Below are 19,263 nucleotides of genomic sequence, written 5' to 3'. Positions count from 1 at the left end.
ACCGGGGCGCACGCCGGGGGTACAACAAAATCCATACCTGTAGGGTATAGGAATGAAATAGTTATTGCAAGAATACATTAAATACGGTAACGGACACACTATTTGGGGAAAATAGTAAAAAGAGGGCGCGTAAAATACTGCGATTGGTGGAAGTAGAGTTAGATCAGATGAGGAATTATTAAGGTTTATTCTTTTCTGGATGGCTGGTTGAGTGCCTGTTGGTTTTCTTTTTTTATTCTTCGTTTCACTTTATCTACATCTTCTGACCAGGGAAGGCTCTCTGGTTTGACGCCCCGGTCGAGCAGTAATTTTTCTGACGGCAGAATTGTTATCTACATGTTCATCCGTAATACTGGCTTCTCCATGAAGGTCTTTTTCGATAACATTGTGACTTGTGATGCCTGTTGCCAGTGCTTTGGCCTGTATCGTTAATGTTGGAAGAAAGTCTGCCAGGGGCCGATTGTTTGGGACCGCCAGTTTTTTCTTCATGTCCTGGGTAGAGAACCCGCCAAATAATGCTTTATCGCCTTTGGACCTGATATTGGCAAATCCTTTTTCATCTACTCCCTGTTCATAGGCTATACCAGATAATATTTTTTCAGACCTGGATAACTTTTCTCTCTCGTTAAGACGGTCAATGTCTAACAATCGTTTTTCGATGACTTCTTGTTTGCGCGACTGGACGGCGAAATAGGTTTGAGCAAAGGCAATCGGGTCTTTTTGAGCGTCGCCATTTTGAGCGATGAGGTAACAGGCGTAGCGGGTAAGAGCAAAGTCTTGCAACGCTCTTTGGCCTCCCTTAGGGGTATTTATCGTTTTCGTGATATCACGAAAATGATCCAAAATAGCTACTCCACTGTTCTTGCAAGAGACCCTTGCTTTTTCAATGACCTTAAAGAAGTTTTCCCATCTCAGGTAACCAAGAATGGGCTGTAACTCCCGTGCGCTCCAGCACTCCACTTCGTGATGTAAATAACACGCCAGTTCAAACTGAGCAAACAATGCGTCAATTAGTTCTTTTTTCATGAAAGGATGATTTTAAATGATCTCACAAAATTGTGAGGCATGGAGATAAAACTGTGGAGAATGGTATTGGTTAACGGGGTCTAAACATGATCAAATTGAAATAAATTATTGAATTACCGGTTTATTCCGCTCATTGAACCGGTAAATATAATGAACCAGCTGACCTTTCTTTTCCTTATCTGCCCTGAATTCATCGAGCAGGGTGCTGTCCTGGGGAAGTATGTATTTGCGGAGATTATAGGCGGATAATTCCAGCACTTCGCCGGTAACGATGTTTAATACTTTCCTGAGTACTACAGGGGTACTGATACTGTTGACGGTCATGTCGGCCTGGTTCACATAGCTGGGGGATGGCTGAATGGCGTGGAGGGTATAAATACAGTAATAGCCGATGGTTTCCAGTTTATTCAGCCCGTTATCTTTTATGTAGATGTTAATCCCATCGCAATATCCCCAATAATTTTTCACTTTATGTTCCTGGCCGGCATCATCGCGGAGTACGAGTTCATTCCGGTTGGCCAGCAGGTAAATCTGCGCGGCGGTACTACGGTTTTTAATCAGAAGGTCGCCTTCTTCTGAGGGACTATTGGTTTGAAACTCAGCGAAAGTTTTATAGACACCTTTCTTCAGGGGGCCATTGTTGATGAGCACAGTGTGTTGAGCCGACTGTGCTGTCACAGCGGTTACTATCCATAAAAGGCTCCATAAACACAGCAGATATTTCATTGCTGGCAAAATTATCTGGTTTCGGGTGTGTTCGGGGGCAGAAATAGCTGAATGGGGGCATTGTTTCTACTGATGTAGGATTTGTGTCTTTAAACAGACGCAGGGGGGTATTTTTAAAAAATTATAGGCCGGGTAAAAACCCGGCCCGGCTGAAGGTTACAACAAAATCTAAACCTGCTTATGAGAAAAAAGGTAATAATAATTATAATGCCATTGCCTGCAGTGAATGGTCTTTGCTTTCCAGTTGTGAGCTACCCATGAGGAACTCATCTACTTTTCTGGCGCACTCACGGCCTTCGCTGATAGCCCATACCACCAGTGATTGGCCGCGGCGCATATCGCCGGCAGTGAACACTTTAGGAATGGAGGTCAGGTAATCTTTTTCGGTAGCTTTTACGTTACCGCGTTCATCTTTTTCAACTTCCAGCTGGTCCAGTAACCCGGTATGCTGAGGATGTAAGAAGCCCATGGCCAATAATGCCAGTTCGCAGGGAACATCTCTTTCAGATCCAGGTACTTCTGTAAATTTCGCTGGTCGGCCGTCGGCGCTGGCGGTCCATTGCAGGTCAACCAGGCGTAAGGCTTTCAGGTGGCCATTGTCATCACCTATAAAGGCTTTGGTCGCGATGGCCCATTTACGGTCTGCTCCTTCTTCATGAGAAGAAGAGGTTTTTAATACCATCGGGTATGTAGGCCATGGCATGTATGGTGTACGCTCGCCCGGAGGTTTTGGTAATAATTCGAGTTGGGTAACGCTGATGGCGCCGTGACGGTTGCTGGTTCCTACGCAGTCAGAACCGGTATCACCTCCGCCAATTACCACCACATTTTTACCGGTAGCCAGGATGTCTTTACCATCTACAGGCCTATTGCTTACTCTTTTGTTCTGTTGTTTCAGGAAGTCCATCGCATAGTGAACACCTTTCAGTTCCCGGCCTGGAATGTTGAGGTCACGGGGAATAGTAGAGCCACCTGCCAGTACAATGGCGTTGTACTCTCTCAGGAGATCATTGGTACTAATGTTAACGCCTACATTGGCATTGCATTGAAATACCACTCCTTCTTCCTCCATCAGTTTCACGCGGCGTTCCACCACCCATTTTTCCAGTTTGAAATCGGGGATACCGTAGCGTAATAAGCCGCCGGGAGCATCATCTCTTTCAAATACGGTAACGGAGTGACCGGCATAGTTCAGCTGTGCAGCTGCTGCCAGTCCGGCGGGACCGGAGCCAATTACGGCTATTTTTTTGCCTGTACGTACGCGGGGTGCTTTCGCCTGAACCAGGCCTTTATCGAAGGCAACTTCAATAATATGTTTTTCTATTTCCTCAATGGCTACCGGTGGCTGGTTTATTCCCAGCACACAGGCACTTTCACAGGGTGCCGGACAGATACGTCCGGTAAACTCCGGGAAGTTATTGGTGGAAGTAAGAATATCGTAAGCATTTTGCCAGTCCTGACGGTATACAGCATCATTGAATTCGGGTATCACGTTACCCAGCGGGCATCCGCTGTGGCAAAAAGGTACGCCGCAGTTCATACAACGAGCTGCCTGCTGGTTCAATTTATTTTCCGGGTAGCGTTCTACAAATTCATTATAGTGTCCAACCCTTTCCCGGGGATCCGCTTTCCCGGGCAGCTCGCGTGTAAATTCCAGGAATCCTGTAGGTTTACCCATAATTTTCCTCCACAAGTCCCTTACCTGCAAGGGATATTTTGATGATGAATGTTAAATTTAATCTCAGTGACCTACTTTCTGTCCCTGAATTTTAGCCGATTTCAATGCTGCCTTGTATTCTTTCGGGAATACTTTTACGAAGTGACGCAGTTGGTTTTCCCAATCTTTCAGGATAAACTTCGCTACAGTGCTATTCGTGTAGGCGTGGTGTTTAGTAATCAGGTCCTGGAGCTGGGCTACATCTTCCTGATCCAGCGGATCGAGGTCGATCATATCCCGGTTGCACTGGTTGGCGAAAGTACCTTTCACATCGTACACATAGGCAATACCTCCGCTCATACCGGCACCGAAGTTGCGGCCTGTTTCGCCGAGGATTACGGCTCGTCCTCCTGTCATGTATTCGCAACCATGATCGCCCACTCCTTCTACCACTACAGTGGCGCCGGAGTTACGTACGCAGAAGCGCTCGCCTGCTTTACCACGGATATAGGCATCGCCGGAGGTAGCACCATAGAAGCAAACGTTGCCCGCTATGATATTTTCTTCTGCCTTGAATCCGGCTTCGTTTTGCGGATACAGAATCAGCTTGGAGCCAGAGAGCCCTTTACCGAAGTAGTCGTTAGCCTCTCCTTCCAGCTCCAGCGTCAATCCTTTGGTAGTAAAGGCGCCGAAGCTCTGACCTGCAGATCCGATGAATTTAAAGTGCAGGGTATCTTCCGGTAATCCCTCGCTCTTGTAGCGTTTGGAGATTTCGTTAGACAGGATAGTACCGATGGTACGATCTGTATTTTTTACCGGATATTGCTGGAATACCCTTGTTTTCTTTTCCAGTGCCGGCTGCGCTGCTTTCAGCAGTTGCCAGTCTATTACTTCACTGATACCATGATCTTGTTCTTCCTGTTTGTACAGGCCGGTTTCGGCGGTAGCAGCTTCGTTGAATAATATTGGAGAAAGATCCAGTTTCTGTGATTTCCAGTTGGTGATATTATCGCGCACCTTCAGGCAGTCTACCTGTCCCACCATTTCATTGATGGTACGGAAGCCCAATTCAGCCATGATTTCGCGGAGTTCTTCCACGAGGTAGGTGAAGAGGTTTACCACGTGCTGAGGATCGCCGCTGAAGCGTTTGCGCAGCTCTGGATCCTGGGTGGCTACCCCTACAGGGCAGGTATTCACGTGGCATTTACGCATCATGATACAACCTTCTACTACGAGGGCAGCAGTGGCTACGCCCCATTCTTCCGCACCCAGCAAGGTGGCGATGGCGATGTCGCGGCCGGTTTTCAGCTGGCCGTCTGTTTGCAATACTACGCGGCTGCGGAGTTTATTTTTTACCAGGGTTTGGTGTGTTTCTGCCAGACCAAGTTCCCATGGTAAACCTGCGTGTTTGATAGAGCTGATCGGTGATGCACCGGTACCACCGTCAAAGCCGGATACCAGTACTACATCGGCATGTGCTTTGGCCACGCCGGCGGCAATGGTACCTACTCCTGCTTTAGATACCAGTTTTACACTGATACGGGCGGCACGGTTAGCATTTTTCAAGTCGTAGATCAGCTGTGCCAGATCCTCGATAGAGTAAATATCGTGGTGAGGAGGTGGTGAAATGAGGCCTACACCTGGGGTGGAGTGTCTTACTTTCGCGATCCAGTCATCCACTTTGTGGCCGGGCAGCTGTCCGCCTTCACCGGGTTTTGCACCCTGGGCCATTTTAATCTGCAATTCATCAGCATTGGTCAGATAGTAGCTGGTTACGCCGAAACGGGCGCTGGCCACCTGTTTGATAGCAGAACGCATAGAATCGCCGTTAGGCAGCTGTTCGTAGCGCAGCTCATCTTCCCCACCCTCTCCGGTATTGCTTTTTGCACCGATACGGTTCATTGCAATCGCCAGCGTGGAGTGTGCTTCGTGAGAAATAGAACCGAAGCTCATGGCTCCTGTAGCGAAGCGTTTGAAAATGCTTTCTGCAGGTTCTACTTCATCAATAGAAATAGAAGGGCGGTTAGGCTTGAACGAAAACAGGCTACGTAAAGTGGCGGCTTTTTCGCTTTGGTCATTGACCGCTTTAGAGTACTTTTTAAAGGCAGCGTAATCGCCCATACGGGTGGCCAGCTGCAGGTAGTGAATAGTGGTAGGGTTAAAGAGGTGGAATTCTCCTTTACGTTTCCACTGGTATACACCACCTTCTGTTAAGCGCTGGATAGGTGTTTCCTTACGGCCATAGCCCATCCAGTGTTTTGCCAGTGTTTCACGGGCAATATCATCGAGCCCCAGACCCTGGATACGGGAAACGGCGCCGGTGAAGTATTTATCAACAGTTTGCTGATTGATACCCAGTATTTCAAAGATTTGTGCACCCTGGTAAGACTGCAGGGTAGAGATACCCATCTTGGAGAATACTTTCAGGAGTCCATCGCATACTGCCTTGATATAGTTCTTTTTCAGTTTATCAACATCCAGCGCGGTATCCAGCTTGTTGTTCAGCTTCATATCGCGGATGGTGCTGAGTGCCAGGTATGGGTTGATGGCAGTTACGCCGAAGCCCAGCAGGCAAGCGAAGTGATGTACTTCCCATACGTCGCCGGCTTCCACGATCAGTCCGACCTGGCCACGATAACCCTTGCGGATCAGGTGGTGGTGTACTGCAGATGCAGCCAGCAGCGAAGGCATCGCAGCGTGTTCTGAGTCGATGGCGCGATCGGACAGGATGATTACTTCGAAACCATCTTCCACAGCATCTACTGCATAACGGCAAAGACGAGCCAATCCTTTTTCGAGGGAGCCGGGTTTACCGTCTGCCTTAAAATAGGTATGTAAAGTTTTAGCCTGGAAAAGACCGGTATCGATACTGCGTATTTTTTCGAGTTCGTGGTTGTTGAGGATCGGGTGACGCAAAGCCAGGCTATGACAGTGCAGCGGATCTTCGTTCAACAGGTTGCCATTGTTACCCACAAAAGTCGCCAGCGACATTACCAGTCTTTCCCTGATAGGATCGATTGGCGGGTTGGTTACCTGGGCAAACAATTGTTTAAAATAGTTGCAAAGGTGTTGTGGCTGATTGCTCAATACAGCGAGCGGGGTATCTGTACCCATGGAGCCAACAGGTTCTTTCCCGTCGATGGCCATAGGAGCAATGATCTGATCCAGGTCTTCTGTACTGTAGCCAAATGCGCGCTGGTATTTGAAGATCTGTTCATGTTCCAGGTGGCTAAAGGTAACCCTTGGCTCTGGCAGTTCTTCCAGGCGGATCTTATATTTATTCAGCCATTCGCCATATGGTTGCTGGGAGCAGATTTGTTGTTTCAGCTCTTCGTCACCAATAATGCGGCCCTGTTCCATGTCTACGATAAACATTTTACCAGGTTGCAGGCGGCCTTTTTCTTTTACATTTTTAGGATCAATCGGTAACACACCAGCTTCAGAAGCCATGATCACGCGATCATCTTTAGTTACTACGAAGCGGCTGGGGCGTAAACCGTTACGATCCAGGGTAGCTCCGATAATTTTCCCGTCGGTGAAGGAAATAGAAGCTGGACCGTCCCAGGGCTCCATGAGGGAGGCGTGGTATTCGTAGAATGCTTTCTTTTCTTCACCCATGCTTTCATTACCATCCCAAGCTTCCGGAACCAGCATCATCATTACATGTGGCAGGGAGCGACCGGTAAGGGTGAGCAGTTCTATTACATTGTCCAGGCAGGCAGAATCGGACTGCCCTTCTTCCACAATGGGAAGCAGCATTTCCATTTCTTCCGGGGTAAAATACTTGGACACAAAGTCCCTTTCACCGGCGCGTAGCCAGTTCAGGTTACCTTTGAGCGTATTGATTTCACCATTATGGGCAATATAGCGGTAAGGGTGCGCTAATCTCCAGCTAGGGAAAGTATTGGTTGCAAACCGGGAGTGGATGAGGGCAAAGGCAGATACCATTTTCTCATCACTCAGGTCGGTATAATAATGACGTACCTGGTAGGTAGTCAACTGACCTTTATATACAATAGTTTTATATGAGAGAGACGCAATATAAAACAGTGACTTCTCTTTCGGTACAGTATTACGAACCGTTTTAGAAGCGTAGTTACGGAGCACAAATAATTTGCGCTCAAACATTTCCGGGTCACTGATATGATAAGGACAGGCAATAAATACCTGTTCAATTTCTGGTTCTACAGAAAGGGCGGTCTCACCGATGCCATCCGGACGTACCGGTACTTTGCGATAGCCAAGAATTTCGAGGCCCAGTTTCTCTGCGCTGCGCTGGAGAATCTCACGACATTCCTCGCGCCAGCGTGGTTCTTTCGGAAAGAAGACCATGCCTACACCGTATTTTCCAAATTCCGGCAGGCGGATACCCAGTTTCAGGCATTCGTCGTACAGAAACTCATGTGGCATTTGAAACAGTATTCCTGCACCATCTCCTGTGTTTTGCTCACAACCGCAGGCTCCGCGGTGTTCCATGTTTTCCAGCATGGTTAAAGCATCACGAATGATATGGTGAGATTTACGGCCTTTGATATGAGCTGTAAACCCTGTTCCGCAGGCATCATGTTCAAATTCCGGACGGTATAAACCTTGCGTTTGCTTCACTTCATCCATTTGGTTTAGATTTTTTGCTTTGGCACACTTCCCCCAGATGACTTGCGCCGTGGGTGATGGTGTACGATATAATTCGGGAACGGTTTAAAGATACTAAAGGAATGCGGTATTTTTTACAAAAACTTTTGTTAGACGCATAAAATTTAGAAAAAGATAAAAAGATACCAGTAATTGTTAGAATAATTGAAAAAATGAAAGACCCCCGGAGGCAAATTGGGCCGTTTTGACGGGGAGCAAACCTGGGGGAGAAACAACCATTTAGCAGTTATTTATGGGCTATAACATCTCATAATCATTTTTTTTTGGCTGGTTTGTCGTTATATTGCCGCAATATTTTCTATTTAATGATTTGTTATCAAGTTCGTTAACTCCCAATTAATTTTATTTTTTATTCATTTATATAAATATTATATCTGTACAAGGTTTAAAATCTCTTATCTATGAAGAAAATGTTGTTAACTCTTGGGCTCGGAGTAGCCGTATTCAGTGTGCATGCCCAAACATTACAACGAGTATGGGATGCCGGAAGGGTGTCTAAACGCGATGACGATAACACCGTGATACAACGGGTATCAGCCGGCCCCGGGGGATTGTCTATTATATTTAAAAATGCAGACTCCACTATCAGGGGAGCCATAGGTTATAATGCCAGTAATGTGAATAATTTTTATATCAATACAACTGATGGCTCCCCTATTTTCCTGCAAAGCAGGACTATCATTAACAACGCGATAGACGATGGACAAACTGGTTTGCAGGCAAAATCAGGATTGTCTATCACAGGCAGCAACGTTAATAAAGGGAATCAAATCAGGTTTAAAAGATCTGATGGTGCTGAAATGGCCTATATAGGATGGGTGGCCGACTCTTTAATGAATAGCCCGTTTTTGATTAAGTCCAGTAATGGAAATGATATTCGGTTCAGGGTAAATGCAACAGATATCATGAATTTGACTACCACCGGTAATGTAGGAATCGGGACCACCACCACCGGCACAAACAAATTAGCGGTAGAAGGAACGATAGCAGCCAGAAGGTTAAAAATAACCCAGGCAACTCCATGGCCGGATTTTGTATTCCTGGAAAGCTACCAACTAATGCCTCTGACAGCAACTGCCCGTTTCATCCGGGAATATAAGCACCTGCCGGATATCCCTTCCGCAGCAGAGGTCGCCCGCGAGGGTATTGATGTAGGAGAAATGAATAGCAAGCTGCTACAGAAAATAGAAGAACTCACGTTGCACCTGATTGAGCAAAATGAGCGGGTAGCAGCACTGGAGAAAGAAGTAAAGTCACTGAAGAAGCAGTAATAAATAATGGGTAGTTATATAGTGCTTAAATATAACTACCCATACTGTCGTTACGGTTCAAACAGGAAAACAGTCTTCCCATTCTTTATCTGCACCCGCAGAGGTTCACCCAACAGGCTCTCATTCTGCATCCTGTCGAGAGCTGTCACCACATAAGTATATGATTTCCCTTTTACATAGGTAATATCTTTATATACCGGGTCTGGCATCTGCCCCAGGATAGCCAGAATTTTCGTGGGGTCGGTAACGTTAATCGGTTCATTTTGCTCAAAGCGGTATATCACGTATTGTTTGGTACGACCTGAGGTATCTTCATCCGTCCAATGTATTTCCAGTCCGCCGCTGCGCTCAATGGCATCTGCGAAATAGGGCGCATCCGGGGTTTCTTTTGGCAGCCAGGGCATAATAGGCCGCAGCGCCGGGTATCTGTAAACGCCCCTGCGCAGTGCATCTTCAATACCGAGCGGATTGCCCCGGAAAGAAGCCGCGCTATAAAAAATACTTCCCTGTACGGTATTAAGCGTTCTGGCTTCCTCTATCTGGGTGGGTATTTCATTGGGATTTTTCCAGGCAGCATTGCTGTTGATGCGATATACGCCATGGCCGATGTAAACTTGTCTGCCATAGCCATGCTGGCTCCACCAGTTGAGCAATATTTCATAGTCTGCCAGCCGGTGACCGCGCTCCCAATAAATTTGAGGAGCTACATAATCGATCCAGCCTTTCTTCAGCCATTTAAGGATATCCGCATATAAGTCGTCGTAGTTGGTTTGACCGCCTTTGGTGTAGGAACCTTCAGGGTCTTTATCTTTATTACGCCAAACGCCAAACGGGCTGACGCCAAATTTTACCCAGGCCTTTTCCGCCTTAATAGCTACGCTTAGCATTTGTATGATGGCGTCTACATTGGCTCTGCGCCAATCGTCCTTCATCATATTACCACCATATTGGCGATAGGAGTTATTATCGGGAAATTCTTTTCCCGGAACACGATAAGGATAGAAGTAATCATCGAAGTGTACGGCATCAATATCATATCGTTTCACCACATCGCGGATAACAGCTGTTACATAATCCCGCACTTCCGGGATACCCGGATCGAAGTATTTTTTATTGTCGTAAGTCAGAAACCATTGCGGATGAATCCGGGTAATATGGTTGGGCGCCACGCTGCTGCGGCTTACATTGAATACGGCGCGATAGGGATTAAACCAGGCGTGGAATTCCATGCCCCGCTTATGGGTTTCTTCTACCATAAACTGTAAGGGGTCATAATATGGATTGGGCGCCTGTCCCTGAACGCCGGTGAGGTATTCGGACCAGGGCTCATAAGGAGAAGGGTAAAATGCATCGGTTGCAGGACGAACCTGTACCACTACGGCATTCATACCATTGCGTTGTTGCTGATCCAGTAGGGCAATGAATTCCTGTTTTTGTTGTTCTGTACTTAAGCCACGCCGGGAGGGCCAGTCAATATTTTCAACAGTGGCGATCCAAACTGCCCTTAATTCCCGCTTGGGAGGCAATTGCGCCCATGCCTGTTGCATCAGGACTACACACAAAATAGTCCCCGCTATAAATTGCTTCAACATCTGCCTTGCTTTTAACCTAAGATGCGAAAATAGCAAAAAGAGCGCCTGTTATAATATAAATATGTGATTCTTATGAAGATAGCGTGTTTACTCTTTTTCCGTTTTCACATGAAAGGCCCCAGGCTGGTAGTTTTTCGGCAGGTACTCCGATGGAATGGTAGTGGTATTGCCATCGCGGTGTGCCAGGTAGTTGGGCGACATAATCTCAATGCCCGCGGTATTAAAACAGTCCTGTATGTTGCGGTGTAGCTCGGAATAAAGCAGCGCCATCTGGTGGGGCCGGTCAGTATAGGCGTTGATTTCATAGGCAACGGAAAAATCATTGAGGGCTGTTTGCAGCACAAAAGGCTGTTTTTCGCTCATAATGCCTTCAGTGGTCATGGCGGCTTTTATGAGCTGTTCATGGACCTGTTTCCAGGGAACATCATAACCAATGGTTACGGTTGTGTGTATGATGAGCCCCGGATCTTTACTGGAGCTGGTAAAGTTAATGGTATGACCATTTAGTATGCTGGCGTTGGGTACGGTGATTTCTTCATTTTTAATGGTGCGCAGCCGGGTCACCAGTAGATTTTTCTCTATTACATCGCCGGTGATCTCCCCTATTTTAACCCGGTCTCCTATTTTGAATGGGCGCATGTAAGTAATTACGAAACCAGCAATTACGTTGGAAATTGCGGACGAAGAGCCCAGGGAAAAGAGAATACCCAGAAAAACGGATACGCCCTGGAATATTTTAGAGTCCGACCCTGGCAGGTAAGGAAAGATGACTACAAACATAAAGGCGTATAACAGGAATTTGATGCCGCTCCCTGTGGGCCGAGCCCAATCGGGGTAGAAACCTTTGATGCTGAGGTTGCCGGAGGCGATTTCTTCTGCCAGGTAGTTGACTAGTTTTGCCAGGTATCGTGTAATAAAATAGATAACAACAATGGTGAGTAGTTTGGGGAGATACTGGAGAAAGGAATAACCTGCTGATTTTACCGGAGCGAGTGTCCAATTGATAAGTTTATCGGCAATGCCTTTGGTCCAGGGGAAGATGCTGAATACAAAGGGTAAGGTGATGTAGAAGATAAACAGGATTAAAATAATCCGGATAATGCGAAGTGCACTGAAAACAATCCCCATCTGTTTTTGCTGATTTAGCAGTGCATAGTCTTTCACTTTTACGCCCTTGATATAACGGTCTTTTTCCCGCACCATTTTAATGCGCAACCGTTTAAAGAGGCGGTTAATACCATATACAATACCGGAAAATATTGCGATGATAAGGAGTAGCCATCCAACCCTGATGAGGATGTTTTCAAGGCTGTTATTCTTCTTTTCCTGAAGTATCGCTTTCCGAATGGCGGCGGTATATTCGGTGGCCACCTGCATTTTGTCCTGGTTGAGCCAAAGGGCATCGTCGTCGGTGATGCTCAGGATAACGAGTTCATTATAGGTAACATCTATATTGTTTTCATTGGCAACGGCGTTGAGGGTATCGGGACTGAAGAACGGATCGGCCGCGAGTTGTTGCAGTTTGTGGTCGGTGTTCTGGGCTCTTTCGCTGGGTTGCAGCGGACCTAGTTTATTGTACACGAAAAAGAGAGTATCTCCGAAAGGCGCGACGGGAAAGCCGCCGTGGCTTGCTTTTAGCCTGATGATGCGCTGTTGGCTGGCTGCTTTTTTAAGGGAATCGGCCTGCTCAAAGGCGGCCAGCTTCTCTTGGAGGGCAACTTTACGCTGGTCATTGTCGTTACTGATGAGCTGAAGTTGTTGTTCCAGCGCTTTTTTCTGCGTTTCGCCGGCTTTCTGCAGGGAGTCATTTTCCCTGAGCAGCCGGGTGGTCTGTGCTAGTTGCAGATCAGTAAGGGAGTCGCGATAGGCGCGGCTGGTATCATGTTGTGCGATACAGGGTAATGTGATATTGGTCAGCGCGAACGCAAGTAATCTGGTAAAAACAGCTCTCATTCCCGAAGCTTTTATTTAAAGTACGGAAATTTCCCCGGAGCTGCAGGGGGTGCTTATAGAAATAAGTGTAATTTATAGAGAATTATTCCTGATAGAATCATTCTATACCTTCCTCTTGGTATACTGGCTATAATCCGGCAAGGTGGCTTCATATTCCTGGTGCATCAGGGGAGACGTGAGGAGGAAGTCGGCAGAAGCGCGATTGCTGGCCATCGGAATATTCCATACAACGCCTAAGCGCAGCAAGGCTTTGATATCAGGATCATGCGGCAGTGCTTCCATGGGATCCCAGAAGAAAATGATCACATCCAGCTCCCCTGTAGCTACCAGGGCGCCAATTTGTTGGTCGCCGCCCAGGGGGCCGCTCAGCAGCTTACGTACAGATACATCCAGGGCCTGTTCTATCAGCTGGCCGGTGGTGCCGGTAGCATATAGTTCATGGCGACTCAATACGGTTTTGTTATAAACAGCCCACTCAATCAGCTCCGCCTTCTTGTGGTCGTGCGCAATCAGGGCAATTCTTTTGCGTGCTTTTAATACTTTCGTTGTTTGCATACGCTACAAAAGTAATAAGTGACAGGCAATAAATAAATGTAGAATTCTATCATATTATTTTGTTCCCAATAAGTGTAATTATATAAGAAAAAATTCGTATAATTATGAATGGTAAAGATATCAGGGATACCTATGCGCCAATTGTTTATTTCAATGGCCTACATTTGAATGCATCCCGGAAATCTGCCTGAAAAAGATTACCTTTGCAGGAGTAAATCAGGATAAAAATGATTAAAACAGGAAATCCAATCATCAGCATATACACGGAAATGACGCCAAACCCAGAAACAATGAAGTTTGTGGCTAACAAACTGTTGTATCCTGGTAAAAGCATCGATTTCCCGGATGAAGCCAGCGCTAAACCATCTCCTTTAGCCATCGAGTTGTTTAGTTTCCCTTTTATCAGGGGAGTATTTATCATGGCTAACTTTATTACGCTTACAAAGACCAGCGAAACTGACTGGAACGATATCATCCCTACGGTAAAAGCCTTCCTGAAAGAATACCTGGAAGATTCCCGACCTGTTATCAACGAAGACGAGGTAGTAGTTACCAAGTCTACCGCCAGCAACGAAGTAAGTGCAGATGATACCGATGTAGTAAAACGTATCAAGGAATTATTGGAAAACTATGTGAAACCGGCTGTTGAAATGGATGGCGGCGCCATTCAGTTCAAAGACTATGAAAACGGCACGGTAAAACTGATGTTACAAGGTTCCTGTTCAGGCTGCCCCTCTTCCATGATTACGCTGAAAGCCGGTATTGAAGGCATGATGAAGCGTATGATCCCTGAAGTGAAGGAAGTGGTGGCAGAAGCAGAATAAGCCATAGTTGAGTGAATGATAGTGTTAAACGAAAGCACAGTCTTTATGGCTGTGCTTTTTTTTAGCTGTCACTCCGGGTATTGGGCAATAGCTAAAAGGCCCCGGATTAGAACATTGAACACTAAAAAAAGCGAAAAGCCAGCATGAGATTTTTAATGCTACTTACCGGTATCGCTATAGCGATGCAACCGGCACACGCCCAGCAGAAAAGGCGTACAGACAGTACATCCGCCATTGTTACCTATGGATTCAGCAGCAATGGAAAGCCTGTTCCGGGAAATGAGTTGCAACTGGCCATCAGCGGACAACGCGCCCATGTCATCCCGGGTGGTCATAAACAGAAAGAACAGCAGTACCTGCAAATGCAGGAGCAAGCAACCCTGCAGGTGTTGACACTGCCTAACGGACAGGTATATACGTTAAAGAAAGCCTTTAGCGAATATGCTGTACCCGAACTCCTCCCCGACACCGCTACCATCCTGGGGTATGTGTGTAAAAAAGCCAAATTGTTTATTCGCTCCAATACCATCGAGGTATGGTATACCAATGCCCTGGCATTGAAAGGAACGCCCAATATCACCATTGCACCGGGATTGGGACTGGTGCTTAGAATTGTGCGTAACGGCAATAGCGAAACGCTGGCAAAGAAGATCACCTATAAGAAAATCGCTGACTCTACCCTTGCCTGGCCTCTAAACACAGGGACAATGGTAGATGACGCTGCCTACATGCGCCAGGTAATAGATAGCCGCTACACTACCCTACCGGTGTTTGACCAGGAGCAGATTAGCTGGGGAAATAATACGCCTAACCCCGCTGGTGAGCAACCGAATCAAACCTATCATTATGCAGGTGGCACTGTGATCCTCAAAAAGGTAACGCTGCCAGCCATACAGAAAGGACAAACCCTTTTTGCGGAGCTGACCCAATTTTCTAATGGCGATGCATACGACAGGACCGGCTCTGTGTTTATGATACCGGTAGATAAAGCCACCTCTTTCCTCGATGGATTGCAAAGAGGCGTAGGGATGTTACCGGTATTTACGGCCAAGAACGGTAAGCAATACCAGGGAATGGTGGCTACCGACAACTACCTGCCTGCTTTGGAAATATTGCGCTTTTTCACTCCTTTTGGCGTGAGACAGTTTAACAATCAGGTAAAAATTGCCGGTTATCACTGGGCCGATTCAGTTATCTACAAACAAGATATTACCGAGCTCCATGGCCGCCTGCAGGGTGAAGTTTGGCTGGGTGTTTACATTGGGAACTACGACAAGGGTGGTCACAAAGTAAGCCTTAACCTGAAATATTATCCCGGTGATCCGGAAGATGAAAATAAGACAGCTCCCAATTGGATTTACCCCGCGTTTAACACCACCAACCTGATGGAGATGGCCGGCCAGGAATATGCTACCCTATTTGATAAAGATTCGCTTAAGGTAACGGTTGATGTCCCTGAAGGGGTTAAGAATATTCAGTTGCGACTCCTTACAACCGGGCACGGTGGCTGGGGCGGAGGCGATGAGTTTAACCCTAAGCAAAACGAAGTATTTGTAGATGGCAAACGGGTATATCATTTTATTCCCTGGAGAACCGATTGTGCTACCTATCGTCTGTCCAACCCTGCATCGGGTAATTTTGGCAATGGGCTGTCCTCGTCTGATCTGAGTCGGTCAAACTGGTGCCCTGGCACGCTCACGTCTCCCGTATACATATCTTTACCGGATATTACTCCCGGTAAACACACCATACAGGTGGCTATTCCGCAAGGGAAGCCGGAAGGTAGCAGCCAGAGTTTCTGGAATGTATCCGGAACATTGATTGGTGAAAAGAAACAATAATCGTAATTATTTAGCCACCTTCGCACCATGAATGATTTATACCAGGGTTTATTAGCAGGGCTGCATCAGATGACCTGGCTGGAGGGAATTGCAGTATTCTTTGCAGTATTGTCGGTCATCTTCCAGAAGAATAATAATATCCTGGTATATCCTACCGGTATTATCAGCACCGGCGTATATACGTACCTGTTATCACGGGAGCATTTTAAGTTATATGCCGATGCCACATTAAATGCCTATTACCTGGTGATGAGCGTATACGGGTGGATATATTGGGCAAAGAAAGGCCCTACAGAGCCGGCAACGCCTGTGATGAGAAGCAGCCGTATCGAACTGTGGACGGCCATTTTTATTGCGTTGGCCGGTTGGGCCATCTTCTGGTTTCTCTTACGTCACTATTCAGATTCCAATGTGCCGGTAATGGATGGTTTTGTTTCTGCTGCCGCCTGCGCCGGTATGTGGTTGCTGGCAAAGCGGAAACTGGAAAACTGGATATTGCTCAATATATCCAACCTGGTAGCCATACCGTTGTTGTTTTATAAGCACTTATACCTGACTGCCCTGCTCACTATCTTTTTATTTATCATTGCTATATTCGGATATCTTGAATGGAGAGAAACGGTGCGGCAAAGAGAAATTTCGCATCCATGAAGAAAGTTGTTGTAATAGGACCTGAATCTACCGGTAAGAGCACGCTGAGCGAGAAGCTGGCAATCCACTTTGATACAGTGTGGACGCCGGAGTATGCGCGAGAATATGTAGACCAGCTTAGCCGTCCTTATGAGCAATCCGATTTGCTGAAAATTGCTGCCGGCCAACTGGCGCTGGAGCGCTTACAGGCTTCCAAAGCCAATGAGGTATTAATTTGTGATACCGACCTCTATGTAGTAAAAGTTTGGAGCGAGCATAAATATGGCAACTGCGATCCACGTATTTTAACACGGATAGCGGAACAATCCTGTGATTTATATTTACTCACCTATATTGATCTGCCCTGGGAGGAGGATCCGCAGCGGGAACACCCTGAGCCGGAAATGCGTAATTATTTTTACCAATTGTACCGGGATATTGTGATACAATCCGGTGTAGCCTGGGTGGATATCCGGGGAAGTTATGAACAGCGGGAAACATTGGCCATTGCGGCAGTAAACCGGTTGTTACGACAACCGTAGTTATTTTCTGCCGGTAACCAGTTCCGTAATATCCGGGTCTGGCGCGAGATTGCGCATCTGGATCAATATTCTGCGCTGGCGATAAGCCGTGATTCTTGCGGGCGGGTTGATGGTATATTTAACCGGATTAGGCAGGCAGGCGGCGATCATAGCGGCTTCTTCCCGGTTCAAACTGGCGGCATTTTTATGATAATTTACCTGGGAGGCTGCTTCAATACCAAATACTCCTTCCCCCATTTCTGCTACATTCAGGTACATTTCCAGGATACGTTGTTTCCCCCAGATTTTCTCAATCATAAAAGTAAAATACACTTCCAGTCCTTTTCTAAACCAGCTCCTGCCCTGCCAGAGGAATACATTTTTAGCCACTTGTTGGCTAATGGTACTGGCCCCTTTTATCTTTTTGCTTTGTTGATTATGTTTCATGGCCTTTTCAATCGATTTGAAGTCAAAGCCATTGTGATCGGTGAAGAGTTGGTCTTCACTGGCTATCACAGCCAGTTTGGCGTGCTGGGATATTTCATCATAACTCACCCAGGTTTTCTGTAGAGATTTGTCTGTCCCCCAAAGGCTTACCCAGCTTGATATTTGAGTGATGGTAATAGGCGGATTCACCCATTTCAACAGGACGATATAAACAAATTGTGCAACAATCAGAACCAGCAATACTCTCTTTAGTCTCCTCCACGTTCTGGGAACAATGCCTTTTAAATTCATCGCGTAGGTTTCGAAAATCGGGCTGAAAGGTAGGTTAAAAAGCGGAAAGCATAAAGCAAAAGCCGTAACTTTAAATATGCTATTAAACGTACACCCAGATAACCCGAATCCGCGCCATTTAAAAACTATCATTGAATGTTTAAAAGATGGGGGGATTATCATCTATCCAACCGACACGGTATATGGATTGGGTTGCGATATTACACAACATAAGGCTATAGAACGTATTGCGCGGATTAAGCATATAGACCCGAAAAAGGCAAACTTTTCCTTTATCTGCTATGATTTGAGTCATTTATCGGATTATGCCAAGAGTGTGGATACACCAATATTTCGAATGTTGAAGAAAGCGTTACCAGGTCCATACACTTTTATTTTGCCGGCCAGCCGGATGGTGCCCAAATTGCTTAAAACAAAGAAAGATACGGTGGGTATCAGGGTGCCGGATAATAATATTTGCCGGACTATCGTGAAGGAACTGGGAAACCCCCTGATGAGTACCACCCTGCCAATAGAAGATTATGTAGAAGAATATACTGACCCGGAAATTATCTATGAGAAGTTTGGCAGCCAGGTTGATATTGTAGTAGATGGCGGCCCCGGAGGTATGGGATTTTCTACGGTAGTGGATTGTACGGGCGAATTGCCTGCCCTGATTCGTGAGGGCATTGGGAGTTTTGAAGCAATTACCTGATAAATGGGTTGATATGAAACGATGCTGGATATTGATAGGAAGTATTTTACTCAGCACTTATGTGGGGGCGCAAACGTTTACGCTAAAGCCGGTAAAGTTACTGCCTGCTTTTAAAAAGCCTCTTTTGCTCACCGCACCTACACCGGCCCCACCCACTTACCCCGTTTATATGCTGGCGCCTAACGCTTATTACCAGCAACACTTTGGATTTTTCTGTAAACAGGAATGGACCTGGCAAAAACATACCGGTTTGCCCGTAAAACTGCGTCTGGGAGATTATGGCTACACTCAACGGCTAGAGGGAAAACACTAATGTATAGTACTGTATTGGACTTTGGGGAAAATGATTGACTATGGCAATTAAAAGTAGTTGCTTGTAGCAAATATATTTTAATTAAATAAATATATAGCGAAGAGATTGATTTTGAGGAATACCCCCTATAAATAGCACAAAAGGGGCTGACCAAAAAGGTCGGCCCTTTTCTTTGCAGAGAAAGGGCCGATTAGTAATTTTAATTACCACATTGAAATTACTATGGCCAAAACTAAGACTAAACAGGTATTTAAACAATATACGCCTAA

Annotated in this window: 15 protein-coding genes; 7 read left to right on the top strand and 8 right to left on the bottom strand. The window is 46.3% G+C overall.

Annotated features, from left to right (window positions below):
• Positions 1 to 249 precede the first annotated feature (249 nt).
• The 4 genes from dinD to gltB all read right to left on the bottom strand — a co-directional run bounded on the left by dinD (position 250) and on the right by gltB (position 8,023).
• Positions 250 to 1,026 carry a DNA damage-inducible protein D gene (gene dinD / locus HGH90_RS31385; RefSeq protein ID WP_211093001.1) on the bottom strand — a complete coding sequence of 259 codons (777 nt, stop codon included), beginning with the start codon at positions 1,024 to 1,026 and terminating at the stop codon, positions 250 to 252.
• 105 nt (positions 1,027 to 1,131) lie between these two features.
• On the bottom strand, positions 1,132 to 1,752 hold the full coding sequence (locus HGH90_RS31380) for a hypothetical protein (protein ID WP_168764959.1): 621 nt from the start codon (positions 1,750 to 1,752) through the stop codon (positions 1,132 to 1,134).
• A gap of 202 nt (positions 1,753 to 1,954) precedes the next feature.
• Positions 1,955 to 3,430: a glutamate synthase subunit beta gene (locus HGH90_RS31375; RefSeq protein ID WP_168764958.1), complete on the bottom strand. Its 1,476-nt coding sequence runs from the start codon at positions 3,428 to 3,430 to the stop codon at positions 1,955 to 1,957.
• A gap of 63 nt (positions 3,431 to 3,493) precedes the next feature.
• Positions 3,494 to 8,023, bottom strand: coding sequence for a glutamate synthase large subunit (gltB, locus tag HGH90_RS31370; RefSeq protein ID WP_168764957.1), 4,530 nt, complete (start codon positions 8,021 to 8,023; stop codon positions 3,494 to 3,496).
• 440 nt (positions 8,024 to 8,463) lie between these two features.
• Between gltB and HGH90_RS31365 the strand changes: the two genes are divergently transcribed.
• Positions 8,464 to 9,333 (top strand): hypothetical protein, encoded by an 870-nt coding sequence (locus HGH90_RS31365; RefSeq protein ID WP_169192788.1) that lies wholly within the window; start codon positions 8,464 to 8,466, stop codon positions 9,331 to 9,333.
• 50 nt (positions 9,334 to 9,383) lie between these two features.
• Here HGH90_RS31365 and HGH90_RS31360 read toward each other — a convergent pair whose 3' ends face one another.
• The 3 genes from HGH90_RS31360 to HGH90_RS31350 all read right to left on the bottom strand — a co-directional run bounded on the left by HGH90_RS31360 (position 9,384) and on the right by HGH90_RS31350 (position 13,433).
• Complete coding sequence (locus tag HGH90_RS31360) at positions 9,384 to 10,925, bottom strand: family 10 glycosylhydrolase (RefSeq protein ID WP_169192787.1); 1,542 nt, start codon at positions 10,923 to 10,925, stop codon at positions 9,384 to 9,386.
• A gap of 87 nt (positions 10,926 to 11,012) precedes the next feature.
• On the bottom strand, positions 11,013 to 12,878 hold the full coding sequence (locus tag HGH90_RS31355; protein WP_168764953.1) for a mechanosensitive ion channel domain-containing protein: 1,866 nt from the start codon (positions 12,876 to 12,878) through the stop codon (positions 11,013 to 11,015).
• A gap of 102 nt (positions 12,879 to 12,980) precedes the next feature.
• Positions 12,981 to 13,433, bottom strand: a complete 453-nt coding sequence (locus tag HGH90_RS31350) for a methylglyoxal synthase (RefSeq protein WP_168764952.1) — start codon at positions 13,431 to 13,433, stop codon at positions 12,981 to 12,983.
• A gap of 227 nt (positions 13,434 to 13,660) precedes the next feature.
• Here HGH90_RS31350 and HGH90_RS31345 point away from each other — a divergent pair, with 227 nt between their 5' ends.
• From HGH90_RS31345 to HGH90_RS31330, 4 genes are all read left to right on the top strand, one after another.
• Positions 13,661 to 14,257 carry a NifU family protein gene (locus tag HGH90_RS31345; RefSeq protein WP_168764951.1) on the top strand — a complete coding sequence of 199 codons (597 nt, stop codon included), beginning with the start codon at positions 13,661 to 13,663 and terminating at the stop codon, positions 14,255 to 14,257.
• Positions 14,258 to 14,400: 143 nt separating this feature from the next.
• A complete protein-coding gene (locus HGH90_RS31340) occupies positions 14,401 to 16,098 on the top strand; it encodes a PNGase F N-terminal domain-containing protein (protein WP_247679914.1) in 1,698 nt (565 codons plus the stop codon).
• Positions 16,099 to 16,125: 27 nt separating this feature from the next.
• Complete coding sequence (gene pnuC / locus HGH90_RS31335; protein WP_168764950.1) at positions 16,126 to 16,749, top strand: nicotinamide riboside transporter PnuC; 624 nt, start codon at positions 16,126 to 16,128, stop codon at positions 16,747 to 16,749.
• Positions 16,746 to 17,270 (top strand): AAA family ATPase, encoded by a 525-nt coding sequence (locus HGH90_RS31330; protein WP_168764949.1) that lies wholly within the window; start codon positions 16,746 to 16,748, stop codon positions 17,268 to 17,270. The genes pnuC and HGH90_RS31330 overlap by 4 nt, the downstream gene beginning before the upstream one ends.
• Here the strand turns inward: HGH90_RS31330 and mtgA are convergent, their stop codons facing one another.
• Entirely contained in the window at positions 17,271 to 17,987 is a 717-nt protein-coding gene (mtgA, locus tag HGH90_RS31325; RefSeq protein ID WP_168764948.1) for a monofunctional biosynthetic peptidoglycan transglycosylase, read from the bottom strand.
• 76 nt (positions 17,988 to 18,063) lie between these two features.
• On the opposite strand from mtgA, the gene HGH90_RS31320 reads away from it, so the two are divergent.
• Together HGH90_RS31320 and HGH90_RS31315 are read left to right on the top strand one after the other, a co-directional pair.
• A complete protein-coding gene (locus HGH90_RS31320) occupies positions 18,064 to 18,681 on the top strand; it encodes an L-threonylcarbamoyladenylate synthase (protein ID WP_168764947.1) in 618 nt (205 codons plus the stop codon).
• A gap of 13 nt (positions 18,682 to 18,694) precedes the next feature.
• Positions 18,695 to 18,994 (top strand): hypothetical protein, encoded by a 300-nt coding sequence (locus HGH90_RS31315; RefSeq protein ID WP_168764946.1) that lies wholly within the window; start codon positions 18,695 to 18,697, stop codon positions 18,992 to 18,994.
• Positions 18,995 to 19,263: the final 269 nt, after the last annotated feature.

It is taken from the genome of Chitinophaga sp. Ak27, assembly GCF_012726295.1.
Taxonomy (GTDB): Bacteria; Bacteroidota; Bacteroidia; order Chitinophagales; family Chitinophagaceae; genus Chitinophaga.
The sequence above is the reverse complement of the archived record's forward strand: the minus strand, read 5'-3'. Positions and strand labels throughout refer to the sequence as shown.